The sequence below is a fragment of the Edaphobacter aggregans DSM 19364 genome (genome assembly GCF_000745965.1).
GTDB lineage: Bacteria > Acidobacteriota > Terriglobia > Terriglobales > Acidobacteriaceae > Edaphobacter > Edaphobacter aggregans.
In genome coordinates this window covers 177,291-203,792 of sequence record NZ_KN050789.1, presented here as the reverse complement: position 1 = coordinate 203,792, position 26,502 = coordinate 177,291, and the positions used below count along the sequence as shown (strand labels likewise).

General features: G+C 63.5%; 20 protein-coding genes. 7 read left to right on the top strand and 13 right to left on the bottom strand.

Annotated features, from left to right (window positions below):
- Together Q363_RS42555 and queF are read right to left on the bottom strand one after the other, a co-directional pair.
- A partial coding sequence (locus Q363_RS42555) for a hypothetical protein (protein WP_035359330.1) occupies positions 1-539 on the bottom strand: 539 nt, incomplete at its 3' end.
- Positions 540-619: 80 nt separating this feature from the next.
- Positions 620-1,054, bottom strand: coding sequence for a preQ(1) synthase (gene queF / locus Q363_RS33890; protein ID WP_035359329.1), 435 nt, complete (start codon positions 1,052-1,054; stop codon positions 620-622).
- A 151-nt stretch (positions 1,055-1,205) separates the two neighbouring features.
- Between queF and Q363_RS37290 the strand changes: the two genes are divergently transcribed.
- The 3 genes from Q363_RS37290 (at position 1,206) to Q363_RS45175 (ending at position 2,585) form a co-directional block, all read left to right on the top strand.
- Positions 1,206-1,610 (top strand): c-type cytochrome, encoded by a 405-nt coding sequence (locus tag Q363_RS37290; protein WP_084081026.1) that lies wholly within the window; start codon positions 1,206-1,208, stop codon positions 1,608-1,610.
- Between the two features lie 214 nt (positions 1,611-1,824).
- Positions 1,825-2,400 carry a hypothetical protein gene (locus Q363_RS33880; RefSeq protein WP_245632654.1) on the top strand — a complete coding sequence of 192 codons (576 nt, stop codon included), beginning with the start codon at positions 1,825-1,827 and terminating at the stop codon, positions 2,398-2,400.
- Positions 2,370-2,585: a hypothetical protein gene (locus tag Q363_RS45175; protein ID WP_245632653.1), complete on the top strand. Its 216-nt coding sequence runs from the start codon at positions 2,370-2,372 to the stop codon at positions 2,583-2,585. The genes Q363_RS33880 and Q363_RS45175 overlap by 31 nt, the downstream gene beginning before the upstream one ends.
- 85 nt (positions 2,586-2,670) lie before the next feature.
- Here the strand turns inward: Q363_RS45175 and Q363_RS33875 are convergent, their stop codons facing one another.
- The 5 genes from Q363_RS33875 to Q363_RS33850 all read right to left on the bottom strand — a co-directional run bounded on the left by Q363_RS33875 (position 2,671) and on the right by Q363_RS33850 (position 9,170).
- Entirely contained in the window at positions 2,671-3,642 is a 972-nt protein-coding gene (locus tag Q363_RS33875; protein ID WP_035359328.1) for an SPFH domain-containing protein, read from the bottom strand.
- Between the two features lie 342 nt (positions 3,643-3,984).
- Positions 3,985-5,205 (bottom strand): M48 family metallopeptidase, encoded by a 1,221-nt coding sequence (locus Q363_RS33865; protein WP_035359323.1) that lies wholly within the window; start codon positions 5,203-5,205, stop codon positions 3,985-3,987.
- 250 nt (positions 5,206-5,455) lie between these two features.
- Complete coding sequence (locus Q363_RS33860; RefSeq protein ID WP_084081025.1) at positions 5,456-5,980, bottom strand: type II secretion system protein; 525 nt, start codon at positions 5,978-5,980, stop codon at positions 5,456-5,458.
- The gene (locus Q363_RS33855; RefSeq protein WP_342667486.1) at positions 5,974-6,600 is read right to left on the bottom strand and encodes a type II secretion system protein; all 627 of its coding nucleotides are present in this window, start codon (positions 6,598-6,600) and stop codon (positions 5,974-5,976) included. Before Q363_RS33855 ends, Q363_RS33860 begins: the two co-directional genes overlap by 7 nt.
- Positions 6,601-6,605: 5 nt before the next feature.
- On the bottom strand, positions 6,606-9,170 hold the full coding sequence (locus Q363_RS33850; protein ID WP_035359322.1) for a cohesin domain-containing protein: 2,565 nt from the start codon (positions 9,168-9,170) through the stop codon (positions 6,606-6,608).
- 209 nt (positions 9,171-9,379) lie between these two features.
- Here Q363_RS33850 and smpB point away from each other — a divergent pair, with 209 nt between their 5' ends.
- The 3 genes from smpB to Q363_RS33835 all read left to right on the top strand — a co-directional run bounded on the left by smpB (position 9,380) and on the right by Q363_RS33835 (position 12,028).
- Positions 9,380-9,922 (top strand): SsrA-binding protein SmpB, encoded by a 543-nt coding sequence (smpB, locus tag Q363_RS33845; RefSeq protein ID WP_035359320.1) that lies wholly within the window; start codon positions 9,380-9,382, stop codon positions 9,920-9,922.
- A gap of 148 nt (positions 9,923-10,070) precedes the next feature.
- A complete protein-coding gene (locus tag Q363_RS33840) occupies positions 10,071-11,627 on the top strand; it encodes a leucyl aminopeptidase (protein WP_035359318.1) in 1,557 nt (518 codons plus the stop codon).
- Between the two features lie 20 nt (positions 11,628-11,647).
- Positions 11,648-12,028: an Imm50 family immunity protein gene (locus Q363_RS33835; RefSeq protein WP_051979715.1), complete on the top strand. Its 381-nt coding sequence runs from the start codon at positions 11,648-11,650 to the stop codon at positions 12,026-12,028.
- On the opposite strand, the gene Q363_RS33830 is transcribed toward Q363_RS33835, so the two are convergent.
- Positions 12,029-14,068, bottom strand: coding sequence for an arginine--tRNA ligase (locus tag Q363_RS33830; RefSeq protein ID WP_035359316.1), 2,040 nt, complete (start codon positions 14,066-14,068; stop codon positions 12,029-12,031).
- 155 nt (positions 14,069-14,223) lie between these two features.
- Positions 14,224-15,240, bottom strand: coding sequence for a lysylphosphatidylglycerol synthase transmembrane domain-containing protein (locus Q363_RS33825; RefSeq protein ID WP_035359314.1), 1,017 nt, complete (start codon positions 15,238-15,240; stop codon positions 14,224-14,226).
- 243 nt (positions 15,241-15,483) lie between these two features.
- Between Q363_RS33825 and Q363_RS37285 the strand changes: the two genes are divergently transcribed.
- Positions 15,484-17,157, top strand: a complete 1,674-nt coding sequence (locus Q363_RS37285) for a hypothetical protein (protein WP_051979713.1) — start codon at positions 15,484-15,486, stop codon at positions 17,155-17,157.
- On the opposite strand, the gene Q363_RS33810 is transcribed toward Q363_RS37285, so the two are convergent.
- The 4 genes from Q363_RS33810 to Q363_RS41795 form a co-directional block, all read right to left on the bottom strand.
- Positions 17,105-19,177: a DUF3857 domain-containing protein gene (locus tag Q363_RS33810; RefSeq protein ID WP_084081024.1), complete on the bottom strand. Its 2,073-nt coding sequence runs from the start codon at positions 19,175-19,177 to the stop codon at positions 17,105-17,107. The two genes, Q363_RS37285 and Q363_RS33810, sit on opposite strands and share 53 nt — an antisense overlap.
- Positions 19,178-19,220: 43 nt before the next feature.
- On the bottom strand, positions 19,221-21,209 hold the full coding sequence (locus Q363_RS33805) for a DUF3857 domain-containing transglutaminase family protein (protein WP_051979712.1): 1,989 nt from the start codon (positions 21,207-21,209) through the stop codon (positions 19,221-19,223).
- 199 nt (positions 21,210-21,408) lie between these two features.
- Positions 21,409-26,004: a cellulose synthase subunit BcsC-related outer membrane protein gene (locus Q363_RS33800; RefSeq protein WP_035359309.1), complete on the bottom strand. Its 4,596-nt coding sequence runs from the start codon at positions 26,002-26,004 to the stop codon at positions 21,409-21,411.
- Positions 25,946-26,404, bottom strand: coding sequence for a tetratricopeptide repeat protein (locus Q363_RS41795; RefSeq protein WP_157468183.1), 459 nt, complete (start codon positions 26,402-26,404; stop codon positions 25,946-25,948). Before Q363_RS41795 ends, Q363_RS33800 begins: the two co-directional genes overlap by 59 nt.
- Between the last annotated feature and the right edge of the window lie 98 nt (positions 26,405-26,502).

The following is a 26,502-nucleotide window of genomic DNA, read 5'->3' as shown; positions in this document are numbered from 1 at the left end:
GTCTTGCCGGGTAGTTTTTCGGTGTGCATCTGGGGTTTGAGGTTGGGATCTGCGGTGTTTGGGGCAGCGACTCCCGAGGTCATGGCTGCGAAGCCCGGCGAAGGCGCGCCGGAGGCGATGACAGAGGATGAGATCCCTCCGATGAGGAAGCTTCCGGAGCCCATGGAGGCCGTCGTCTGTCCGCGAGCTCGCATGGCGGCGAGATCGGGCATGTGGGTGCGATTGGCATCCTTGCCGGGTGTCATCCATACGGTGTGGGTGTGGGCGACGGGGTCTGTCACGAAGGTGGTGGTTATCTTGACCCCCTGTGGGCCGAAGATACCGGGAGAGCTCGTCTGCATGGTTCTGCCCTGCGAGTCGCGGGCTTCGGTTTTCGTGTTGACGCGGGTGATGGTGCTTCCGTCGGCGAGCTTCTGGACGAAGGTCTCCTTCTTCGTCGCGGTGTAGGGGAGGTTGGGGTGGCCGACCATCTGGCAGAGGGCCGTGGCGACAAAGAGAGACAGGGCGGCGGGAGCAAGGCAGCGGTTCAGAGCAGTCACAGACGATCCTCCGCAACAGGGTTGGAGACAAGCTCTGCCAGTTTGCTCTCGACCTGTGCGGAGTTCAAATAAAAATTGCGCTAGCGGGGACCTTTTGAGTTTTTGGGGCGAGGGTAGAAGGCCTCGACGATGGTGGAGATGCCGCCGCGGGGGCGGAAGTCGCCGACGACGTGAGCCCAGACGGGGTCGGTGGCTTTGACAACGTCGTTGAGGACCTGGTTGGCGATGTTCTCCTGGAAGATGCCGAGGTTGCGGTACGTAAAGAGGTACTCCTTGAGGGACTTGAGTTCCATGCAGCGCTTGCGTGGCATGTAGCGGATGGTGAGGCGGCCGAAGTCGGGCAGGCCGGTCTTGGGGCAGACGGAGGTGAACTCGGGGTCGTCGATGAGGATCTCGTAGGCCGGGAACTGGTTGGGCCAGGTTTCGATCTCGGGGAATTTGGTGGAGAGGCCGGCGGCGGCGTGAGTGTCGGTGTAGCCGGTGGTCTTTTTAGGGGCTTTGTCCTTCTTGGGCATGGGGATATTTTATCGGGTCAGGCGATTGGTTTGGGCGGCGAGACGAGCATTCCGGGCAAAGGCAAAGATTCATGCCGCAGAAAGATAAAGCTTCCCCATTTGGCGGCGGAGGCATAGGATTTCGCTCGGCAAATAGAAATAGGAAGCTCACATGTTGAAGCTCTTTTTCTGCTGCACACTATGTCTTCTCGCATCTTCGCTACAACAACCGGCCCCTGCGCCGTCCTCGACAGCTATTCCCGCTGAAGCGGCCCGCATGGTGAATCCGGTCAAACCGACGCCTGAGACGTTGGCCAAGGCCAAGAAGATTTATGGCTACGACTGTGCCATTTGTCATGGAGAAAAGGGCGACGGTAAAGGCGACGTCGTTGCCGACTTGAAGCTCAAGATGAAGGACTACACGGATCCGGCGGCTCTGAAAGACCTGACCGACGGAGAACTGTTCTACATCATCAGGCATGGCAGAGGCCAGATGCCGCCCGAGGAGGTTGGGCGCGCAAAGGATGAAGATGTCTGGAATATGGTTGTGCTGGTGCGGTCGTTTGCCAAAAAGTGATGGATTTGCGCTTGACGGCTCGTAAGCGTGGGCCAATGGTGTGAGGGCGCGGTTGATGATGGCGGCTCCTGGCCGAGTCATCGAATTGCGGCGGCCGCGGCTGAGCACGGCAGAGCCTTATTGTGAGCGTGCCGGTTGCATATTATCTTGCGGCATCCGGCAAACTCCCCTCCGGCACGTTTGGAAGCTTATCGATGCTTTGAAGGAGAGTTCTATGGCTACAGATGCCGTTGTTACGCCTGCGTCGCGCGGTCCTGTCTCGAGGCCGGTCAATCGCACTTTGGAACGAATGTTCTTCAGCGGCATGGCCGTTTTGATGTGCGTGTGCGTCTCTATTGGTTTTTCCCCGACGTACTTCCAGGCGGGCATGCTGCAGGCTCCGCTGCCGAGCCCGATTCTGCATGTTCACGGCGCGGTGTTCACGCTGTGGATGCTGCTGTTCACGGTGCAGGCGGCGCTGATCTCGGCGCACCGGGTGAAGTGGCACCGCTCGCTGGGGACGGTGGCGTTCTGCCTGCCGCCCATCATGATTGTGCTGGGTGTGATTGCGGCGGTGGACGCGCTGAAGCGCGGGGTGCAGATCGGGCCGCTCGATCCTGCGGTCTCTTTTGCCATACCGACGATCGGGATTATCGGGTTTGTGATTGTGATCTACGCCTCGTGGCGGGCGCGGAGGAGGCCGGATGCGCATAAGCGGCTTATTCTGCTGGCGACGGCAGGGTTGGTGGAGGCGGCGTTTGGGCGGTTTCCGTGGGAAGGATGGGGTTTCCGCCGGCTGCCGGTGCGTTGACCGGGCTGGGCATTCTGGTGCTGCTATTGATCGTCTATGACCTGGTTTCGCTGCGCAGGATTCACCGGTCGACGATGTGGGCGGCTCCGCTGACGTTCGTGGTGAATGCGCTGGCGGTGCCGATTGGGATGACGCAGGCGTGGCACTCGTTTGCGGCGATGGTGAAGCACGCCGTGGAGTCGTAACTCCAGGCGGCGTTCCGTTGCAGCGGCCAGGACTGGTGAAGAGAGAATGAGGGGGCCTGGGGACAGGCCCCTCTGTTGTGGATGGTCACTGCATCTTAGGCAGCTCCATGAGGAGGCCGCCTGTGCCGGACTGGACTGTGGGAAGCTGACCATTCCAGCGTTCGATGAGAGCCTTCTGGTTCTCGATCTTGCGCAGCTCGAGGAGCTGCGGCGTGAGCGAGGACTGCCGGATACGGTTAGCTTCAGCCTCGCCGTTGGCGCGGGTGACGGCGGCCTTCGCCTCGCCGTCGGCCTCGGCGACGGTCTTGGCGGCTTCGGCCTGAGTCTTGGCGAGTTCGTTACGGGCACGCTCGGCGTCCTGTATGGCCTGGGCCTTGGCGGTGATGGCCGCTGCGATGACGGCGGGAACGCGGGGCGCTCCGATGAAGCCGAACTGCTGGATGCCGACGCCGACGGCCTCCATGCGCTTCTGGATGAGAGCCTGGACGCGGGTGAGGAACTCGGTCTTCTGCTCGCCGTAGATCTGTTCCACGCTGTACGTGGAGGCGACCTCGTTGAGTGAGTTGCGAACCACGTCTCGCAGGATGCCGTGGGTAAAGAGAGAGAGGTCGTTGACGCGATACTTCACGTAGAAGTCGGGCACACGCGTGGGGTCGATGGCGTAGCTGAGCGAAACGTCGGTGTAGATCTCCATGCCTTCCTTGGAGTTGAAGCTCATCTCCTCGTTGGTGGCGCGGCCCTCGCTGAGGTCGCGAGTCCACTTTACGGTTTGCACGAAGGTGGGAAACTCGATGATCTGACTGTGAAGGGGGCTGTAGACGACCCAGCCGGTGCGGATAGGAATCTCCGCGGGGCCGCGCTGCGAGCCGCTGAGAACGACCTCTACGCCGACGTATCCTGCGCCGATGCGCGTGATGGAGACGACGTAGTTGAAGAGAATAAGACAGGCGATAACGACGGCGACCAACACAGCACCAAACCTGAGACGTTTGGAGAGGTTTGGATTTTGCAAGTCGATGGTGGGGCCGTTGCCCGGGAATTCACGAAAGAGAGTCATCAGAGTCTCCAGACCTTTCTGAACACAACGAACCCACCTGCTGCGATGAGAAGCAGCAGGCACAGACCTCCCAGAACAGCTCGATCACTCGGCAAATTGAGTAAATGGAAGGCGGTTACCATGCCGCAGTACAGAAGCAGAGTAACCATGAGAGAGACCAGCAGTTTCCAAAACGGCATACGTTCCTGGCCATACCTTTCGATGGCCCCGATACCAGCAGAGGATACTATGCCGGATTTCCTAAGTAAGTCATAAAGATGGGCGACTCAAGAGTAACCAACAGAATGGCCGCGACGAGAGGTCTCGATCGCGGCCATTCTATTGGTTACAGAGAGTAATGGATCAGCGGCGGCCGAGGGTTGGGCGGTCGTCGGTGCTGGAGGGTGGCGCGGTGGGGTCGTTGGGATCGCTGGTGCTGGCGCCGGTGCGACGGAGGGTGGGCTTCGAGCCGTCCTTCTTGTCGTTGAGCTTGCGCTTGTTCTCGAGGCGGGCGAGGCGGGCCTTGATGTCGTCGAACTCGCTGGTCGAGACGATGTAGTCGGGCCGAGCGGGCATGATGGTGGCGATCTCTTCCTCAGAGCGGGCGATGCGGTCAGGTGTCTGCGGGTGGTCGGCGAAGACCTTGGCGAGAGTGCCGGGCTTGTGCTTCTCGAGAGCGTCGATCTTCTCAAAGAACTGGATGAAGGCCTGGGGATCGTAGCCGGACTTGTACATGTACTGGAGACCGAGCCAGTCGGCCTCGGCCTCGTCGCCGCGGGCGAACTTGAGGAAGGCGATGGGGATGGCGAGCTGAGTGGCCTCGTAGATGCCATAGCCGGTCCAGGTTCCCGAGGTGAAGATGATGAGCGGGATGGAGCCGATCTGCGCGTAGTTCATCTTGGTCATCTGGCGGGCGGCGTGGTGGGCGCAGACGTGGGCGGTCTCGTGCGCCATGACACCGGCGAGTTCAGCCTCTTCGTCAGCAGCCAGAATGAGGCCGGAGTTGACGTAGAAGAAGCCACCGGGCAGGGCCATGGCGTTGATCTCGTCGGAGTCGATGACCTTGATGGTGAAGGGGACCTTGCAGTCGGAGTTCTTAACGATGTTCTGGCCGACGCGGTTGACGTACTCGTTGATGACGGGGTCGGTGACCATGTGGGCGGACTTCTCGATCTCCATGGCGTAGCCCTTGCCCATGCGGACCTCGGAGTCGATGGAGTACCAGTTGCCGAGTCCGCGGCCGCCGACGTTGCGGGTTCCGACAGCGTTGACGTCGTCTAGACTGCCCTTCTTGATGTTGGGGTCGAGGTTCTCGCCGGGGGACGGGAGCGAGTCGGTCTTCTTCGCGGCGGTATCTTTGGCGGCCTTGCTCTCCTCAGGGGTAGCGGTGGGAGAGCCGGGGATGGGCTTCTCGGCGCCGGGAGGGGTGGGAGGCATCGGGCTCGAGGGCTGGGTGCTTTGCGGGGCAGTCTGGGGTGAGCCGGGAGGAGTGGACTGCGGAGACGTGGGGGTTGGGGACTGCGCCCAGGAGACTACGGAGAGCGAGAGTATGGCGGCCAGACTGATTCGAGTTGCGGGACGCATAGGGAGTCTCCTAAGGGAGCTGCTTTCCAGTGCGACGGACGCAGCTCGGCGCTCTGTTAGACGTAGTATGCGCCTTTTTGTTGTGGTGTGGAATGGATGGGTTGGGGAATGTGGGCTTGAAAAGCAGGTTTCTCACCCCGCTTCGCCCTCCGTCGAAATGGCAGGTTTTGGGGTTATGCTGCAGTCGAAACGGCGATTTTGACTCTTACGCTCGGGTCGGAGATGACGATCTTTTTACAGGAGCGAATGCTTACCAGGTGGAGTAGGAGGTTCCGTCGGAGGCGGCTCCTTGGGCTCCGGAGTGGACGTCGTTGATACCGGACTCGGTCTGGTCGAGAGTCTGGAGAGTGTCGTCCTGGGCGGGGATCCAGGTGTCCGTGCGGTTCGTGAACGGGTCTTTGGGCATGGACTTGATATAGCCGGCCTGGACGAGGTCTTCGAGGGTCTGAGGGGCTTTCTGCTTGTCGACGGTGTAGGCGTCGATGGCGGAGCGCATGGTGCGGAGGTCCTCTTTGAGGACGGCCTCTTTGGCGTGACGGACGCTCTGAACGTACATTGGGACGGCGATGGCGGCGAGGAGTCCGATGATGACCATGACGATCATCAGCTCGATGAGGGTGAAGCCGCGTTCCTTGTTTTCAGGCCTGTCCCCGCGAAGGATTGGGCTCCCGGCATCCTGGGACGAAATACAGGGGTTGCTCCGCTCCACGGCTTCGCCACTCCGGTCGAAATGACGGAGGTTTGGGAGAGGGCGGAATGGGGAGAGGTTCACCATGTGGAGTATTTTGTTCCGTCGAGGGCGGTGCCCTGGCTCTTGGAGTGGACGTCGAAGACGTTCTGGCCGCCGAAGGAGTCGGAGTCGGGGTCGTCCTGGTTGGAGCGGAGGCCCCACTCATTGGTTCCGGTCATGGGATCGACGGGGATGCGGCGGAGGAAGCGGACTTTCTTGCCCTGTACGTCGACGCCATCGACGAGGGTCTGGAGGTCGGGCGGGTAGCCGAGGGAGTCGGCCTTGACCTGAAAGGCTCCCTTGTCGGCGGCGTCCTTGTAGCGATCGATGGCGGCGCGCAGTTCCCAGAGGTCGCGGCGGAGCTCTCGCTCCTTTTCGCGGCGGGCCTGGAAGCGGGCGATGGGGACGGCGGCGGTGGCGAGGATGGAGAGGATCGCGACGGTGATGATGAGTTCGACGAGCGTGAGGCCGGCTTCGCGGTTGGTGATGTGAGACCGGGGGCCGGCAGAGAAGAGGACCTCAGGGGCTAAAGCCCCTTTCCCCTTCGAGCTGTTATGGCTCGGCTGAAGCCGTGCCCTTAAGCAAAACGTTTCGAGCTTGGCTCGAATGAACCCAGGTCTCAAAAGCGAGACCTGGGGCACCCGGGCTTGTGTCGAGTTGTTCAACGCGATCACTTGACATGCACCACGGCCTGCGAACCGACGGCCGGAAGATTGGCCTGGGTGCTGTTGCGCGCACCCACCTTGACGAGGGCGAGGTTCGAGTCGCCCGCGGCGACGGCCTTGAAGGTCAGGGTGGCGACGCTTCCCTGCCCGGTGACGCCGGCGACGTTGGGCGGACGCGAGGTGGAGATGGTCACCAGGCCGTTGCCCTCGTCTCTATGGACGATGGAGACGGCTTGTCCGTCACGCGCCAGCAGGTCACCGGCGTCCACATTGACGAGCTGGAGGACGGCGGGGTTGTACTGGAGCTGCATCGGCACGGAGTAGAGATCGCTTGCGTTCGTTGCCCGGATCGCGACCTGGAAGGTGCTGCCGACGGCCTGGTTGCCGGCAGGAGGAGCGACGGAGAGGCTGATGGGCGAGCTGGGCGGTGCCTGAGTCTGGGGCTGGGCCGGCGTTGGAGTGGGTGTCGTTCCCGGTGCGGGTGGGGTGGGCGGCGCGGCCTGCTGCTTCATCTGCTCGACGGCAGCGGAGGCGGCGTTGGCGGCCGAGGTAGGCTGGCCGATCTGCGGCGTACGGGCAGGGTTCAGATCGCTGAGCTGGTCTGCGAGTGTGCCGTCGCGGCGAAGCTCGATGGACTGGCCGGTACCGGTGTCGATGGCGCGGGTGTTGAGGCGGGAGAGGACGGACTCGCGGACGATGTGCGGGATGAGCAGGAAGACGATCTCGTTTTCCTGGACGTCACGGGAGTTGGAGGCGAAGAAGTATTTGAAGAAGGGGATCTCGCCGAGGCCAGGGGTGCCGGAGGAGCTGCGGCTGTCCTGCTTGGTGACGAGGCCGGCAAGGATGCTGGGCTCGCCTTCCTTGAGCTGAATGACCTGCTCGACGACGTTCTGGCCGATGATGGGCTCGGTGACGCCGGAGATGGTGACGGAGCCCTGCTGGGAGGAGACCTCCATCTTGGCCTTGAGGGTGACCTGACGGTCGTAGTGGACGGTCGGGGTGATGTCGATAGTGACGCCGACGTCGAGGTAGGTGAACTGGGTCTGAACGCCGATGCTGGCTACGCCGGTGGAGACGCCGGCGTTGTAGGAGCCGGTGGCTACGGGGATGCGCTGGCCGATCTTGAGATTGGCGCGCTGGCCGTCGGTGGCGCGGATGCGGGGGTTCTGCAGGATGCGCGTATCGGAGGAGGTGAGCAGAGCGTTGAGCGTGGCAGGAGGAATGCTGACGGCGAAGTTGGTGGCGTTCAGGTTCGCCAGGGTGTTGAGGGTGAAGTTGGAGGACGTGGTGGTGGTGGTGGTGGTGCCGTTGGTTGGAGTGGAGCCGGAGCCCCCGGAGGTGCTGCTGGGCGAGGCCTGCGGGGTGACGGTGATGGACTGCGGCAGGGTGATGCCGAGGTTGCGCAGCTTGTCGCGATTGACCTGGAGGATGGCGACATCGACGACGACCTCAGGACGGGCGCGGTCGAGGTCGTTGATGAGCTTCTGGGCGAGGAGGAGCTGGTCAGTGGTACCGCGGATGATGATGGCGTTCTGGCTGGGAACGAGCGTGATCTTCATGCTCGGGTCCATGAGGTTGCGAATCGCGGTGAGCACCTCGTTGGCGTCCTGCTGCTGGGCGGCGTTGGTAAGGTAGAAGGTCTGGACGGCGAGTTGATCGAGGTCGGTGCGCTTGGTGCGGTTGTTCTGCGCGACGAAGATGGTGTTAGGGGTGACGGGCTTGTAGAAGGTTCCGGCTTCAATACCGACGATACGCAGGGCATCGGCGAGCGAGACGTTGGTGAGATCGACGGGGATGCGCTTGGAGGTGTAGTCGGGATCGAAGATGACGTTGAGTCCGGCGGCCTTGCCGATGGCCATGTAGATGTTTTTGACGTCCTCGACCATGTGAAGCGTGATGGGCTCGTTGGAGACGGGCTTGAGCTCGATGGGGCTGGCGACGGAGGTGATGCTCTTGAGGGCTTCCTCCTGGCCGGACATCTGCTGCATGCCCGGAGGCGCCAGGACAGATGAAGGAGCTTTGAGCTGCTGATCGACCTGATCGATCTCCTGCTGGGCAGTCTGGTTGCCGCCATCGATCTCGAGGGCGCGTTTGAACTCAGTCAGTGCACCCTGGAGGTCGCCGTTCTGGCGGAGCAGGCGGCCGCGGTCGACGTGTGAGATGGATGCCTGGAAGCGCGTGGTCTCGAAGTGGGCCCTATAGCGGAGGTCCTTGGGATCCTTGAGGGTGGCCTGACGATAGGCCTCGAAGGCGGTGTCCCAGTTCTGATGGAGCTCGGCGTCCTGGCCTTTCTTGTACCAAGATTTGGCCGACTGCGCGTGAGCGTGCGTTGCGGCGCCGGCGACCAGAATCAAAAGCAGCAGTGCCGGGAGCGCCTGAGCGGCGCGTGTCTGGAGCTTTGCGAGGACTACGTTCTTGCCGCGACCCATTCTACGTCTGTCTGCGTCCTTTACACCGTTAAGAGTGTGGCGTTTGCCGGAGTACACGCCTGCCCCAGTGTTGCTGAAGGGGAGGACGCTGCCTGCGGGGGCGGTGCCTGCCAGGCTGTTGCGCTCCGGTGAGTATAGCATTCGGGCCTAAGAATTCCTTCTGTCTGGCAGGTGTGACTTTTGAGTCATTCAGATATTGCAGGGGTTAGTCGTACGGACAGTAGTTAGACGTGCGGAGATCGCATGCGTGAGGTGGTGTGAGCAAGAGCGGCTTGCCACAATTGTGTTATGCCGCGGTGGGCTTCTTCGATGGCTGACGGCGCATGTGGACATGTTAAAGTAGAAGATTCATGCCTCGTTCCCTCTCCAATCCGACTGCGGCCTACCAGCCGAAGGCGACTGCTGCAAAGCCGAAGGACCGCGATCCTGTGGCGGCGGGAGCGCGCGACGCTGCCGTGAACAGGGCGGCGAGCCACAATTACTTCCTGACCGACCGGTTTGAGGCGGGAGTGGCACTGCGGGGGACCGAGGTGAAGTCGATCCGCGAGGGCAAGGCGAACCTGAAGGACTCCTACGGGCTGCTGAAGGATGGCGAGTGCTTTCTGCTGAACGCGCATATTGGACCTTTCTCGCATGGGAACGCGATGAATCACGACTCACTGCGGACGCGGAAGCTGCTGCTGCACAAGCAGGAGTTGCGCAAGCTGGAGGGGCTGACGCGGCAGAAGGGGTTCACGCTGATTCCGACGCGGCTCTACTTTCGCAATGGACGGGTGAAGTGCGAGCTGGCGCTGGCCAAGGGCAAGCAGGACTGGGACAAGCGCGAGACGGAGCGTCGGCGCGAGGCCGACAAGGAAGCGCGGGCGGCGATGGCGCGCGGCCAGCGGCGATAGAAAATACTCTTTCTTTGTAAGAAAGATGAGAAGTCGGCGGTGCAGCCGGAGCGTCTGTTCTATCCTTTGAGACGAGGCGCGTGTTTTTGACTCGTTTTTGATGCTTCTGATGTAGGAGGCAGCGAGCCGCTCGCGCTAGGATATTGCCATGGATATGAAGCTGGTGTTTCAGGATGCGGCGGGCTTCGCCACGCCGATGCTCGCAGTGTTTGCGGTGGACATTGCGACGGGCAAGGACGCCGATCCGCTGGTGGCTCTGCTGACCACATCGGACGCAGTAAGCAACGCGGCAGCGACAGCGCTGGCGACGGGCGAGTTCAAGGCCGTGCTGGGAGAACAGCTTCTGCTGCATGCTCCGAACGGGCTGAAGGCGCAACGGCTGCTGATCGTGGGGCTGGGCAAGGCGAAGACGCTGTCGGTGGATGAGGTGCGCAAGGGCGCGGGCACGGCGGTGCGCTCGGCCAAGCCGCGCGGCGTGCGCGAGATGGCGATCGCGTTTCCGGAGGACCACGCGCTGGACGACGAGCACATGGAGAACCTGCCCTGCACGCTGCTTTGTCGCGCACTGGTGGAGGGAGCGGCGTTTGCCGAGAGGGATTGGGACACGTACCGGAGCGAGCGGAAGGACGTCTCCGTGCAGGAGCTGACGGTAGTTGCGCGGGATGCGGAGGCCTCGACCACGGAGGAGATTCAGAAGGGATTTGAAGAGGGTCAGATCGTTGCGGCGGCGCAGAACTTTGCTCGCGTGCTAGTGAACGAGCCGGGAAATGTTCTGACTCCGACGGAGTTGGGCAGGCGCGCGGCGGCGATGTGCGCCGAGGTGGGCCTGGAGTGCGAGGTTCATTCGACGGAGAAGCTGCTGGAGCTGGGGATGGGGGCGTTCCACGCGGTGGCGAAGGGCTCGGCCGAGGCGCCGGCGCTGATTGTGATGACGTATCAGCCGAAGCTTGAGAAGGGAAAGACGCTGGCGAAGGATGCTCCTGTGCTGGGGCTGGTGGGCAAGGGCATCACGTTTGATACGGGCGGCATCTCGATCAAGCCGGCCGACGGCATGGAGAAGATGAAGTACGACATGGCCGGGGCAGCGGCGATGATCGGAGCGATGCGCGCGATCGCGCAGCTGAAGCCGGCGGTGAAGGTGATCGGCGTGGTGTGCTCGGCGGAGAACATGCCGAGCGGACGGGCGTACAAGCCGGGCGACGTAGTGACGTCGATGTCGGGCAAGACGATCGAGATTCTGAACACGGACGCCGAGGGGCGGCTGGTGCTGGCAGATGGTCTGCACTACGCGAAGACGCTGGGATGCACGCACCTGATCGACGCGGCGACGCTGACGGGAGCGTGCGTGGTGGCGCTGGGGATCATCAACGCCGGGCTGTTCTCGAACGATGAGGCTGCGTTTGAAAAGTTTCTGAACGCGATGAAGGTTTCGGGGGAGAAGTTCTGGCGGCTTCCCTGCACCGAGGACTACAAGGACCAGATCAAGAGCCAGATCGCAGACATTATGAACACGGGCGGCACGCGATGGGGCGGTGCGATCTCGGCGGCAATGTTCCTGAAGGAGTTTGCGGACGAGACGCCGTGGGTGCATCTGGATATCGCGGGCTGCGCGTGGATCGAAGAGGTGAAGCCGTGGCAGCCGAAGGGGCCGAGCGGGATCGCGGTGCGGTCGATTATTGAGTGGGTTCGGGGGTATGAGGCCTAGACTCAGGAAGCAGGAGATCGGTGCCCATCTCTTACAACTTCCCCGGTGCAGCAGACGTCATCGATTGGTTTGGAGCGTGGCCGTCATTTCACGACGCCGAGATTGTGAGCCTCGAACTGAACCGGGTCGGAACTTCGATTCTGAAGGTCCATGCTTTTTCTTCGCGGACGAAGCATGCCATTGTCAGCTTTCTTCTCTATGACATCGTCACGATTCACCTTGATGACTTCAACCATCAGAACGTGATCTTTGACCTGAAAATCCTGAGAAATCCCGAGGGTTACGAGATCTTGCTTGCGCCCTGCTATGGACTATCTGGAAGCATTGTCGCGAAGCAAATTCAAGTCACCCTCGAACCGGGTATTCCAGAGGGTAGTGTTTACGCAAAAGACCAGAGATGACTACATGCGCTCGGGGGCTTCGATGCCGAGGTAGCCGAGGGCGCGGATCATCTCGCGCTGTGCTACGGCGGCGGTGGCGAAGTAGAAGGCTTTGCGCGTGGGGTCGGTCTCGTGGAGGATGTGGTGGCGGTGATAGAAGTTGTTGAACTGCTGGGCTAGCTGGAAGGCGTACTTGGCGAGGTAGGCGGGCTCGGAGGTGGCGATGGCCTGCTCGATGAGCAGGGTGAGCTTTGAGACGAGCAACCAGGTCTCCCAGAGCGTAGTTCCCTCTTCGCCCTCGAGGATGCCTGAGAGATCGAGCGAGGCGAAGGCCTGGAGTGCGGCCTCGGCGGAGGTCTCGCCCTTACGGAAGATGTTGGCGGCGCGGACGATGGCGTACTGGACGTAGGGACCGGTTTCGCCCTCGAAGCTGAGCGCGTCTTTGAAGTCGAAGGCGATGACGGTGTTGCGCGTGTAGCGCAGCATGAAGTAGCGCAGGGCACCGACGCCGATCTGTTTGGCGATGGTGTCGCGGTCGGTATCGGAGAGGTCGGGGTGGCGGGTGTCGACCTCGGCGCGTGCTGCGGCGATGAGGCGGTCGAGAAGATCGTCTGCCTTGACGCCGAAGCCCTTGCGGCCGCTGACCTCGATGTAGGGGCGCTTCTGGTCCTCTTCGCTGATGGGGTAGCCGAGTTCGATGGCGCAGCGTGGGGTGAGGGCGACCATCTCGTAGGAGAAGTGAGTGTAGCGGTCGGCGGCCTCGGTGAAGCCCATGCCGCGCAGGGCCTGGATGACCTGGGTCTGCGGGTCGTTCTGGCGCGAGTCGATGACGTTATAGATGGCGTCGGCGTGGCCGAAGCTGGGGTGCGGGGTCTCGCCGCTCTCGGCGGAGATCCAGCAGGTGTGGCTGGAGTACTCGTAGAACTCTTTGTAGCCGAAGTCCTTGCCGGGCAGGAGGCCGAACTTCCAGAGGTGGTAGGCGATGTCCTTGCCGACGTAGGTGATGGTGCCGCTGGAGCGGATGATGACCTTGGCGTCTTCGTCCGGGCCGTCATTTGTATCCCACGTCTCAGAAGCGAGACGTGGGGCACCCGGATCTGCGGCTCCGTTGACGGGGGCGCGGCGCATGACCCAGCAGCCTTTGTTCTTGCCCTCGGTCTCGAGGTAGAGGACGCCTTTGTCGATCATGAGTTGGCGTGCGGCGTCCCAGAAGTGGAGGTGCAGGATCTCGCTCTCGCGGGGAAGGAAGTCGTACTCGATGGAGAGACGCTGCATGGTCTCGAGGTGGCGGCGGAGGACGGCGGTGGCGATGAGGTCGGCGACCTGTGCGATCTCGTTGCCGCCTGCTTCTACGGCGTGGAGGGTGGCGAGGCGCAGGGCCTTGCGCTCGGCGAGCGCGGAGTCATCGGCGGTGTACCACTGGGAGACGCGGGCGTAGAGGTCCCAGCAGTAGAAGTCGATGCGCTCGCCTTTGGCGGCGAGGTCGTCGAGGAGTTGCTTGGTTGCGGCGAGGTCTTTGCGCTCGAGGTGCATGAGGCCGACGACGACGTCGGCGACCTGGACTCCGGTGTTGTCGATGTAGTTCTGGACGCCGACGTCGTAGCCGCGTTTGTAGGCGTCGGGACGGAGGAGGCGCTGGAAGGTGTCGCCGAGGATGGCGTTGCGGAGGTGGCCGATGTGTGCAGCCTTGTTGGGATTGATGCTGGTGTGCTCGACGAGGCGGAAGCCGGGGCCGCCGATATCGGCGTGCTTGTCCTGAGCGACGCTGCCGGCGATGTAGGCGCGGTTGAAGCGGACGTTGAGGTAGCCGGCGCCGGCGGCCTCGACGGAGGCAATGCCTTCGGGGAGTGCAGCGGAGAGCTCGGCAGCGAGTTCGGCGGCGATGGCGCGGGGGGCCTTGCGGAGGCGCTTGGCGAGCTCAAAGGCGACGGGAAGTGCGAGTTCGCCGAGGGCGATGGAGGGCGGCTGCTCGACGGCGAGCGTGGCGAGGGTGATGTCGTACTTCTGGGCAAGGATGGCCTGGATGCGGGCCACGAGCGACTGCTGAATTGTGCGATACATGCTTCGGATTCACCGCTTGGTTGGGTTTGTTTTCAGTTTACGTGAGGTGCGGGTTCGACGACCTTCTGGGTAGAGAAGCGGGTTTCTCCACTTCGCTGTGCTCCGGTCGAAATGCCAGAGTTGTGGCGGTGACGAGGACGGAAGATAGCCGCGGCTTACGGCATCTCGGCGGGGAGGGTCTCGATCTCTTCGAGCAGCGGGGTGCGGTTGTGGATGCGGATGCGGTGGATGAGGAAGATGATGCCGCCGGCTCCGGTGACGGAGATGAGCAGCCAGGCGTGGAGCGCAAGGCCGTAGAGCGCGGCCCGCGGCTCGGCTGCGCCGTGGCTGACGAGTGAGGTCTTGACGGCCCACTCGAAGGTTCCGATGGCTCCGGGCGAGCTGGGGATGAGGTAGGAGAGGTTGGCGACGGAGACGGCTTGCCAGGGGCCGATGCGATCGGTGGCCAGCCCGATGAGACGGGCGGCAGAGACGAAGATCATGCCCTCGCAGGTCCAGATGATGAACGACTGGATAAGCAGGAGGAGCGAGCCGGCGATGCCGATCTGGCGGATGCAATGAAGCGCGAGCAGCAGCCAATGTTCGATCTTGTGCAACTTTGAGGCGAGGTTCGGGTCTCCAGGATGACGGGCGAAAAATCTGCGGATGACGGGCTCGAGCGTGCGGGCTCCGAGAAGCAGGACGAGCAGCCCGACCGATGAGATGGCCAGCAGTATCTCGGCGACGAGGCGGGAGTGCGGATTGACTTTCGGGCCCATGAAGGTGACGAAGAGGAGGACGAGAACGAAGATGTCCAGAAGCTTTTCGAGGATGACGGTGGAGAGGATGGCCGAGGGAGAGGCGCCGAGATCGCGCGCGTAGGTGAAGACACGCATGATGTCGCCAATGCGGAAGGGTAAGATGTTGTTGGCCGCAAGCGAGGTCATCAGGACGCGGGCACAGGTGGCAAAGGGCGCGCCGGTGGGCCGCATCATACGGGTCCAGCGCACGCAGCGGAGCGTGTAGCTGGCAAGGGTGAAGCCGAGCACGCCGAGGATCCAGAGAGGCGCAACGATGCGCAGCGCGCGCATGTGTTCAAAGGAGATTCCGCGGAAGGTGTACCAGAGAAAGAAGGCACTTACGAGGAGGCCGGGAAGGGTTTTGACGAGATTACGGCGGCGAGGCTGGGTCATCGCGACCTGCGTAGCGACTGGCGAGGATGCAGTGGGTCGTGAGACAGGCGGACGCATGAACCTTTTTATTGTAACGTCACGATTCTTCGCGGAGGATAGAGACTCCCCGAGCATTCGGGGCGTCTTATTTATATAGCGCTTTATTTTTCTGAGCGCGCGCGCGTTGCCGGGTGCCTGGGGACGAGCGGTTTTGTGAACGGGTCATCAACGAGGCCGCGATAAGGCGGCAGGAGCACAGGTTACTTGGCGACATCGGTCCTTTCCCCTCTCAGGATCCCCCAGGAACAGAGCGCTGAGCAGCGCAGCAGGAAGGAGCGCAGATTTGCGGCGCTTCTTGTAACGGGGCTGACCGCGGCGGCTCTTGTGGTACATGGCTATCATCCGTTTGCCGAAGACGGCGGCCTCTACATGGCGGGGATCAAGCGCGTTCTGAACCCTGCGCTCTATCCGTACGGCGCGGAGTTTGTGCTGGGGCATCTGCGCTTCTCGCTCTTTGCGCCGGCGGTGGCAGCGGTGGTGCGATGTTCGGGGATGCGGCTCGAGGTGGTCCTGCTGGCGATCTACCTGGCGAGTACGTGGCTGACGCTGGCGGCGGGCTGGATGCTGGCCAGCCGGTGCTTCGACGGCCTGAGGGAGCGCGTGGGCGCAGTGGTTCTGCTCGCGGCGTGGCTGCCGCTGTCGATTGCGGGGACGTCGCTGATGCTGATGGATCCGTATGTGACGGCGCGAAGCATCTCGACGCCGTGCGTGCTTCTGGCGCTGGTGGGCGTGCTCGATTTTCTACGGTCGGTGCAGTTGCGCGAACGGTGGCGGTGGGGCCGTCTCGCGCTGGCGATGGTGGCGTTTGCGGTGGCGGCGGCGATGCATCCGCTGATGGCGGCGTATGGGTTTGGGTGCGCGTTGGCACTGGGCCTGACGCTGCCGGAGCGCCGCGGAGTGCGAATGGCGGTGGCGCTTGGGCTTTGCTGCGCGGCGGTGATGGTTGCGGCTGTGCTACAGACGGTGGCACAGCCGGAGAGCGCGGCGTATCACGGCGTGGCGATGTCGCGGTACTACTGGTTCCTGAGCCAGTGGCAATGGTATGAGTGGATCGGGCTGGCCGCTCCGCTGGCGATTCTGGCGGGAGCGGCGTGGCAGGAGCGCGGGCGAGGTGACAGTGCTCGGGCGGCTCTGACGCTGATGGCGCTGGTGACGGGCTCGATCGCGATCGTGATTGCCGTCGTGTTCGCGCGCGCGGAATCGGCGACGCATATCGTGGCACGGCTGCAGCCGCTGCGCATCTTTCAGCAGGTGTATATCGTGATGATCCTGTTTGTGGGGGCCGCGCTGGCTCGCTGGCTGGGGCGGCGGACGCTGCTCTGGGCAGGCGTGTTCGGCCTGCTTGCCGCGATAATGTGGACGGTGGATCGGCAGACGTTCCCGGCGTCGGCGCACCTGGAGTTGCCTTCGTTGTCGGGAGCGGAGCCACCGGCGAATGCGTGGGTGCAGGCGTTTGAGTGGATCAGGGCGAGCACACCGGTGAATGCAGTCTTCGCGCTGGACTCGGACTACATTACGAAGGCGGGTGAAGATGCGCAGTGCTTCCGGGCGATCGCAGAACGAAGCGTGCTGCCGGACTACTCCAAGGACGGCGGCGAGGCGGCGATTACACCGTCACTGACTGCTGCATGGGCAGCCGGGCAGAGCGCGCAGGCGCGGCTGAGTGAAGAGAGCGATGCGGAGCGGCTGGCTGCGCTGGTGCCTGAGGGTGCCGAGTGGGTTGTGCTGGAGCGAGGCGCGGCCACATCGTTTGCCTGCGACTACGCCAACGCGGCGGTGAAGGTGTGCCGCCTGCCAGGGGTTGAGCCGGCAGGCGGCGTGAGGCTCAGTTTGCGGAGCCAGCCGGCTTCACAGCCGATGCAACCGGCGACGCGGTGAGAACGACGCTCTCCTGATCCTTGGTCTCCATCTTGTTGTAGAAGGCGCGCAGCCCGGGGTACTCCTTCTGGAGGAAGGTGAACTCGCCGAGCACGAAGTCGCGGCGGACGGTAACGGAGTCCGGCGCGGACTCGGTGGTGAGGTTGTAAAGCGCGAACTTCTCGAACTGCTGCTTCTCTGCGGTGGGCATCGACTCCACCTTGATGCTGGCGGGTAAATGAATGCGCACGGCGTCCTGCACCATGTGGTTGTAGTCGAAGTAGACGGGGATCTCGCGCTTCTCGTGCGGGAAGGCGGCCTTCTCGTTGGAGACGAAGATATCGCCGGGGATGAGGAGACGCTTCCCGGTGGGAGCACCGATTGGACCCTTGACGTTGAAGGTGACGGTGAGAGGCTCCTCGTAGCTGGTGAGCTTGTCGATCGAGGCGACCTGGACCTCCATGCCGCCGGGGAGCAGATGCTCCACGGAGGTGCGAAGCTGACGCTCGAGGCTGGCCTGGTCGCCTGAGAGCGAACGGTGGCGCCAGATGACGGCCGGAGCGCCCATGTAGGTCATCCTGACGGTGCCGGTGACCTCGCCGTGCTCGTCCATGGTGAGGTTGGCGACACGCTGGATGCGGGATGCGGTGTAGGGCTCGCCCGACGTCTCCGTCACTGTGGTGCCTCCCTCCACCTGGCGAAGACCGGCGGCAAAGCTGTGCTTCCACTCGAGATGGCCGTAGGGGCAGTAGCGCGAGCCGGGATCGAAGTACTGTTCCTTGCCATCGACGTTGACTACAGCAACGATGTCGTCGAGCTGGCCGAGGCTGAGGTAGGCATTGGTAAAGATGCTGCGGTCGCGGTTGGTGACGGCGAAGGCGTAGGCCTTCATGCCGGCGGCACGCGCCATGGCGATGAAGAGCTCGGCGAGCTGATCGCTGGAGCCGCGCTTGCGCTCGAGGATGTCGTCGGTGTTATGGACCTCGCGAAGACCGGCGGCCTTGTCCTCGACCTTCTCGTGCTCGCGGGTGAAGTCGGTGTTCTCAAGCTGCATGACCGCGGCGTAGAGCTTGCGGAGCTTCTGGTCGGCGGTGTCGGAGGGTGCGGTGAGTTCGTGAACAGAGGCGGTGACCTTCGCTCCGGGTCCGATGAACTTGTCGGTGTCCTTGGACCAGAACTTGCCTTCGGACTTCCAGAATTCCTCGCCGCTGCGGTAAGGCGAGTAGTAGAAGAGAACGCGGTAGGTGAAGGCGGAGATCGGCGGCATGTACTCCTCCTTTGGCGCGGGAGGAACGTCATGCACGTTGAGCTCAAGGATGATCTGGCCCTGGTCGAAGCCAGTGGCGGGAAGGCGTGTCTGCTTCACCTCGGCGCCGGCGGGAAGAACGGGAAACCAGCCGATGGCGCTGGTGAGTTGCTCGCGGCCGCCAGCGCTGCGATGGACCAGTTGCGCGCTGGTGGGCTTCCAGACGTAGCGGCCCTTGCGGAGGAAGAGCTCGGACTGGATGTACCAGTCGGGCGACATGTAGTAGTTGTCGTCGTAGCGGATGGAGTAGCGGTACTCGATGATGCTGCCTACCTCGACGTCGGGCAGGGTGAAGACCTTGGCCATGTATTTGTAACCCTCGTAGCCCTTGGTCTTCTCGATGAGTTTCTCGTACGGCTTGCCGGTGAAGGGAATGATGGTGCCGTCGGGATGGATGGTGCGGCCGGCGATGTCGCCGACGGTGTAGCCGCCGCCACTGTTACTGGAGCCGTACTTGAGCTCGACGTTAGCGTAGTCCTTGCCCTTCTCGGTGAGGACCTTCAGCCGGACGTAGATGCTCCAGGCGTGCAGCTTGTCCTCCGTGGTCTCCTCCTTGTTGAGATAGACGGCCGCGGCGCCGGGGACCTCCGGGATCGACGTCATGGAGAGCTCTTCCCTGGTGGGCGCGGTCCACTGGTCAGCGCGGAGCAAGGGCGATGCAGCGGCAGCGAGCGTGGCAAAGAGCATTGCGCGGAAGAGGCGGTGGCCTGCTCTCGGATTCGTGAGGCGATTCATGCGTGCGATTCCCTTCTTTTGTGGGCTGAGGGTGGTGGAGAGTCTACTGTTTCTTGAGGATGGCGCGGCTCTGCTCGTCGGTGGCGATGACGCTTGAGAGCTTCTGGAGATCGGCGTACTTCTCCGGCGGCAGGGTGACCTGGCGGACGGTGTAGGTGCGCGAGTAGTGAAGGACGTTGCCCTTGACCTGGCTCTGGCTCTCGTAGGAGGCGAAGCCGAGATCGACCTTGACAGGGTCAGGCAGCTCGTCGACGACGTAGCCGGCGGGAAGCTCGATGTCGTAGTCGTCGCTTGCTTGCATTGTTTCGGTGAGATCGATGGGGACGGTGCGGGGCTTGTGGTCGACGCGCGGAGCCTCTTCACCGAGGACGCGCGGGCGGACCATCAGGAGAGGCCCGGTGGAGCGGGCGTAGCGGTCGACGTCGATGGTGAAGGTGGTGGTGAGGTCCTTGTTGAGAGCCTCGGCGTTCTCGACCTTGATGTCGGAGACCTTGAAGGTGGTGAAGTCCTGCCCGAGGACATGGTCGAGGTACTCGCTCTGCTGCTTGGCATCGCCGTGAGTGTAGAGGGTGCGGCGGTGGTCGGAGATATCACCGAATCGCTTCTCCGTGACGGAGCCCTTGAGCGTGCCGTCGGAGTCGAGGTGAAGGCTGGCGGTGCGGTGGACCGTATTGAGCGTCGGGGAGAGGAGCGGGAGCGCGATGACCTGAGAGTCAGAGCCTTCCATGAGGACACCGTAGCTTCCCTGCAACTCGTGTTCGAGCTGGCCGAAGGGAGTCTTCTCCCAGGTGGGATCGAAGATCAGATAGCGACGGCCGGTCTTGGCCGTGACGACGCTGCGCAGCTTCGGCGAGTCGTAGTCCTTGGGAACCTCGATGGCCGCGACCATGTGGTTGCCGACGATGGAGGGCGCGTCGGGATCGATGACGCCGCGCCGGTCGTCGACCATGAGGAGCGCGGCGTGAATGCCGACGGTGGAGAGCATGGAGGAGAGCAGGGTCGCCTTGTCCTTGCAGTCGCCGTAGCGGTTGTGGAAGATGTCACTGGCGTAGTGGGGCTGATAGCCGCCGACGCCCATCTCGATGACGAAGTAGCGGATCTGCTTCTGGACAAACTCGGCGATGGCCTCGGTCTTGTCGTAGAAGTCGGACTTGCCGGCGGCAAGCTCTTGCGCCTTGGCCGTGATCTCGGGCGTCGCTGCGAGGCGGTCGTGGGAGAGCCTGTCGTACCACTCGCCGACGCTGCGCCAGCCATCCTGCGCGGAGACAGAGGAACCTGCCGGGGCATAGTGGACGGTCATGCGGCCGGCAAGTGAGAGCTCCGATGGGCGGTGCGTGACCTCCTTCAGATCGATGCCGGGGGTATCCTTCATCTCCCAGCGCCAGCGCCGGTTTTCGAGGTCGGCCTCTTTTGCGGCGGCGTGATGGGCCCAGACAGTGGTGTAGGTGAAGCCGGCAGGGAGCTCGAGCGTGAAGACCTGGTCGAGCCGCGGTGTGGTTCCCTGGAAGAACCAGGTCTTTTCGGCGATGTAGGGCCGCATGCGCTGCTCGTACTCACAGGCGATGATGCCGCCCGGATCGCGCCCCGGCGGCTTGGCTGCCTTGAAGCGCACGTCTTCGTAGAGGATGCCGCCGCCGGGCTGGCCGAACTCGACGATCTCATTGTCCTTGACGGCGTACTCATGGCCGTCAGGGCCGATGCTCCAGACATGCATGGATAGGATCTTGCTGTCCTTGTCGAATGGGACGTAGACGAGTCCCTCGTCGCGGCCTTGAGGACGAAGGATCTTGAGGACCGTGCGCGAGTGTTCTACAGCTGTGCCGTCAGGCGCGACCGTATAGGTGGTGTCGTCGAGCAGGATGACGGCGTTGGTCTCCGGCGGATAGGCCGGGACCTTCTGCGCGGCGGCGGTACGGACCCAGTCGGGGACGCTGTCTTTTGCAGCACAGGAGGGCACCGCAAGCAGAGAAAACAAAGCAGAGACGAAGAGGTATCGTTGGGCTCTTCGCAGCAGATCGATCAATCCTGTCATCAAGCCCCTCGCGCACAACTTTCCTTGCGTGGCTAAGGCATTGCCCTGCCAGAGATCGAAGATGTTGGCGTTTCGCCGTTATACGACGAAGCAAGTTGCTGATTCAAGTGAAATGTTGCCTGTGAAGCTCCCCGTTTGGGTCATTGCGCGCACACGTCCGATTCGGAGGCGGCGATTCCCTTCCCGCCTGAGCGCGGTGCTACGGGACGCGTAGCGGGCGGAAGCCGGTGTTGGTGGGGAAGATGCCCTTGAAGCCGCTCTCGGTCGGGACCTGTGATTTGAACAGGTAGCGCACGAAGAAGCCGCCCGAGACCATGTTGTAGTTGCGGGTGTTGTTCGCGGTGAGGAAGCCGCCTACGTACCAGTGGTCGGCGACACGGTAGCTGCCCTCCGACTCAGTGGAGTAGTTCAGGCCGGTATTGCTGTTCTGCGGGTAGAAGGCGTTGCTGGATCCGGTCTGGAGCGGGCGGTCGAGAGGATAGTACGACGCGCTCTCTTCCTGGAAGCTCTGGAGTCCCACAGCGCCGTTAATGACGTAGTTGAAGTTCTTGCCGTAATAGCCGTTGTAGGTGAGCGGCACCGAGGCGAGGAAGTAGATGTTGGGGCTGAAGTATCCGCCCTGCCCGTAGGTCATGCCACGCTCGTTGTGATCGTAGTGCATGCCGAAGAAGTTGACGCCCATGTTCAGGCTGCCGTATCCGGGCCAACGGTGCACGCGGAAGTACGCTCCCATGGTGCCGTCGTAGCGGCGGTTGTCGAGGACGTGGTAGCCGGTAAGGGCATAGCCGCCGCCGGTGACGTACATGCCGGCGCGCTCGTTGCCGTTCTCGACTCGGACGCCGCCGCCGGTGGAGATCACGCCGCCCCAGATGTTGCCGGAGAAGACAGGAGTGATGCTGCCGGGGTTGCGCAGGCCGGCGTAGGAGAGCTGCGTGTCTTTGACGGAGTCGCGGTCGCCGAAGAAGGTGAAGTGCCCGCCGAGAGGACGCCACTGCGCGTGGGCGGTGACGTTGGAGACCAGGAAGGCGTAGGGCGTGTAGCCGACGGCGAGGCCGATATTGGCGCTGGTGAGCTGAATCTCGCCGCCGACACCGGAGGAGAACTGCTGCTGCGGAGCCACGAGCGCATTGGCCGGAAGCGTGCCGAGGACGGGGATGACGCCGCCGTTCTGATTCTGGAAGCTGGTGGTGTCGATGGTGCCGGAGTTGAGGAAGACGGCGCGCGGAACGACGGTAAGGCGAATGGATTTCCCAAGGACGGCGGAGGCCTCAAAGGGAGCCTCGAGATCGGTGAGGCGATCGAAGCCGGCGGTGCCGCTGCGGTAGCGGCCGTAGCCGGTTCCGCCGACCCAGCCGCTGTACGAGGCCTCGATGGCAGCGATCTCCAGCTCGGTCGTCTCGCGCTGCGACATTGGGCCGCGGGGAACGATGGCGCTTGGATCGTAAGAGCCGCGCAGCGGAGGAAGGCTCTTGGCCATCAGGTCGGCGTCGCTGGGAGGATTGCCCTGCGTCTGCGGGACCAGCGTGGGGTAGCCGGAGTCGCCGAGCGGCTGCCTGACGTTGGGGTAGCTCAGGGGCGGGGTCGTCGGCCGGGGGGCTGCGGCGCGGTGCGTCGTCGTGGAGCGTGTCCCAAGGCCGGGCTGCGGATACTGCTGGGCGTAACTGTCGGCGGTGGGCTGCAACTGGCTCTGCGGGTTGTACTGCGCATTATGGGTGGTCAGCGTGCCGTAGTCATCCGGCGGAGGGTTGCTCTCCCCCGTCATCGGACGGGTGGAGCGTTGCGAGCCGATGCGCGCGGTGGGCATGTAGCGCGCGGTGGGAAGAACGTCGGTGACCTCCTTCTGCGGAGGATCGATGTGCGGTGTGCTGTCGCCGAGCTGCACCGGAACCGGGGACGGTGTATAGCCCCAGCCGGGATTCTGCGGCGCAACAGAGGCCGTCTGGGCTGAGTTCTGCGCGGGAGGGGCGTACGGCACGTAGGGGCCGTAAGTCTCCTGCGGGACGGCGGAGATCAAAGGCTGCGACTGCGCCTTAGTGGTCAGCCGGGCGATCGCCTGGCGCGGATACTCCTCGGAGGAGAGCGGTGCTGCTGCGGGTGTCGCGTCGGCAAGCTCCAGGGCGGGTGCGGCGGCGGGAGCCGTCGGGCTGGATACCTCAGGAACATAGTCGCGCAGCGTTCCGGTGGTAGAGTACGAACGGCGCGCGCCTGGATTGGCCATGTAGGCGGGTACGACGCTCGAGGTGGGCCCATAGGGGCCGCCCTGCACTTCGACCGGAGCCTGACCGTACGCGTTCACATAACTGGGAAGGTAGGGCTTCGAGGGAGCCTGCTGCCCGTTCTCGTCGGCGTCGGCTGTGCCGAGGAGGCGGGCGAGGTCCTGCGCGTGGGCGGAGCTGGGCAGCCGATTGGTCGGGGCGGGCTGGCTCAACTCGCTGGCGAGTTCGGCTCCTGGGTCTCCGGGAGGAAGAGCGGCGAGAGAGGCTTTAAAGTAGTCGGCGGCGCGGCCGCTGTTGCCGCGAGCCTGCTCAAACTTTGCGGCGAGCGAGAGTATCTCGGCGTCGCGGGAATACTGGTCGAGGCCGTAGCGGAGCCAGATCTCGGCGTCCTTGGTGTCGTTGGCGGCAAGTGCGGCGCCGACGGCGGACTTATAGTCGGAGGCCGTGGCCGAGGTCATGTCCTGCGACTGAAAGATAAGGATGGCCTGCTTGGGCTGGCCGGCGCGCGCATAACCCGAGGCCAGGGCCCGAAGCACGCCGGGGTTATCCGGGAAGGCCTTGGCGGCGGCGTTGAGGATAGCGAGCGAGCGCTTGATGTTGCCGGTGGCGGCCGTCTGGTTGGCGCGCCGTACGGCCCAGTTGGCCCAGATGGTCTGCACAGCGCGGCGCTGCTCGTCATTCAGGTCGGGACGGCTTCCGATGAACATCAGCTGGCGGTAAAGCCCGGCGTCGTTGCCACCGTTATAGAGCAGCCAGGCGTCCTGAATATCGACATCGGCAGGAGGAGCGGCGTGCTGCATGGCGTAGTGCTGCTGCACGCGCTGCAGGAAGACCATCGCCTGCTGAGGCTGGCCGAGCGCGTTGTAGACCGCGCCCATCGCCTGCAGGTACTCGGGGTCCTGCTCGAGCTGCTGGCGAATGGCGGGAGGAATCTGCTGTACCTGGGCGAGCGCCTCTTGATCGCGGCCCGTGCCGTGCAGGATCGTGACCAGGCCCTTCCACGCATCGGCGCGCTGCGGATCATCAGTAAGGATCTTGCGGTAGATAGGGTAGGCCGCCTGCGCGTTGTTGCGCGAGAGATAGAGGCCGGCAAGTTGCAGCAGGATGGCCGTCGAGGGCTTCTGCCCCGCCGTCATCTGCGCGGAGACGGATTTTTCGAGGATGTCCTGCGCGACGTCGAGCCGGTTCTGCGCCTGATAGATGGAGGCGACCGTGGCCTGGAAGCCGGGGTCGCGCATCGCCAGCTGGTAACTGGAGGGCGGCATGCTCTGGAGGGTCCCGACAGCCTGCGCATCGTCCTTCATCGCGTGCTCGACGCGAACCAGGCCCTGCCAGGCCTGCGTGTTCGCCATGTTGGTCGCGATGACCTGACGGTAGAGGCCGGCGGCCTGATCGGGGCGGTTCGCTGCCTGAAGCAGAGCGGCGTACTGCAACTGTGTCTCCTCTTTGAGGCCGCGCGCTCCTGGAGGGAACGGAAGGTCGAGCGCGCTTTTGAGCACGCGCTGCGCATCGGCATCGCGGCCCACGGCCGAATAGGCGGAGGCGAGCGAGCGAAGGAAGTCGGGGTCCTTCATGAGCTGCGAGCGCACGGCTGGGGGAATCCTGCGCTCGGTCAGCAGCGCGCCGGGAGCGTTGCCCGCGCTGTACTGCGCGATGAAGAGGCCGCGCCATGCGGCGGCGGCGGACGGCTTCGCCTTCGTGTAGCGATCGTAGACCTGAACCGCAGCCTCAGACTGCTGGGCCTTGAGCAGCGTTCCGCCGAGACCTTCGAGAGCCTCAGGGCTGTTGGGGCGGAGCGTGAGGGCCGCCTGGTACTTCTGCTCGGCGGTAGTGAGGTCGTTCTCGTTCAGCGCGACCTGGCCCTCGCTCATGGTGGAGTAGAAGCGCGCAGTCTCAAGCGCGTTATCGAGGCCGGTGTCGCGGGCTCCGTACTGTTTGGCCTGTTCGAGGAAGCTGATGGCCCCGCCGAAGTTCGACTGCTGCATCCGCACGTAACCCATGCCGGCCAGAGCGCGCGGACTCTGCGGGTCGTTTGCGAGGATCGCCTTGAAGCGCGTCTCGGCCTCGTCGAGCCGCTTGGCGTTCAGAGCGTTGTAGGCGGCCTGCTCCTCCTGGCTGCGGGCGCGCTCTGCGGAGGCGGCAGCGCGTTCCTCAGGAGTCTGCGGCGCGGCGCCGGGCTTCTGCGGACTCGGCTTGGGCTGCTTGCGCAGCGCCTCCGCGAGCTGGGGGTCGTTGTGCTTTGCGAGGTAGGCGCGGATGTCGGCCGCGGAGGCGGGACTGGTCGCGTCCCAGAGCAGCGACTGACGCAGGGCATCGACAGCCTGAGGATCGTTGGGGTGCTTGTCGAGGAAGCGGCGGCCTTCGGAGCGTGTCGCGGGCGAGTAGGTCAGAATGCGGCCGAGCGCAATCTGATAGCGCGAGTCGTTCGGGTACTTCTGGACCAGGCTGCGAAGCCCTGCGATGGCGTGGGGGCGGCCGTCGGTCGTGGCGGCCTCGGTCTCGTAGTAGGCCAGGGCCCAGTCACCGGGGGGGCGGAGCGTCGCCGAACATCCTGCGATAGATCGCCATGGCTTGCGCATACTGCCCGGCCTGGGCATACTTGCCGGCCTGCTGCAGCTCCGCCGACTGGTTCGCCTGCGAGCCCATGTTCTCGATGCGCTGGATGTTGGGGTCGTTGGGATTGATGGCGCGGAGACGGTCGATGTAGGTCCCGGCGAGCGCGTTGTTACCGCTAACCTTTGCCGCGCGCGCGAGGCCGGCGAGTGCATCGACGTTATTAGGATCGGCCAGCAGAACCTGCTGCCAGGTCTGCGCCGCCATGTCGAGCCGGCCGCGCACCTCAAGTGCGTGCGCCTTGTCGAGCAGCGCCTGCGTGGCAGGCTCTACCGCCTGCGCGTGAACAAACAGGGGCATCGGCGCCAGAACGCCACCAAGGAGAATCGCAGACCACAGCGGCCGAATTGACCGAAAAGACTTCATTGTCTTGTCATACCGGAGGCATAAGTCACACAAAAGCCTGTGCTGACACCTCGTACATCCTACGGAAGCTTACCGCTTTTTTCCGGATTTGTAGCTAT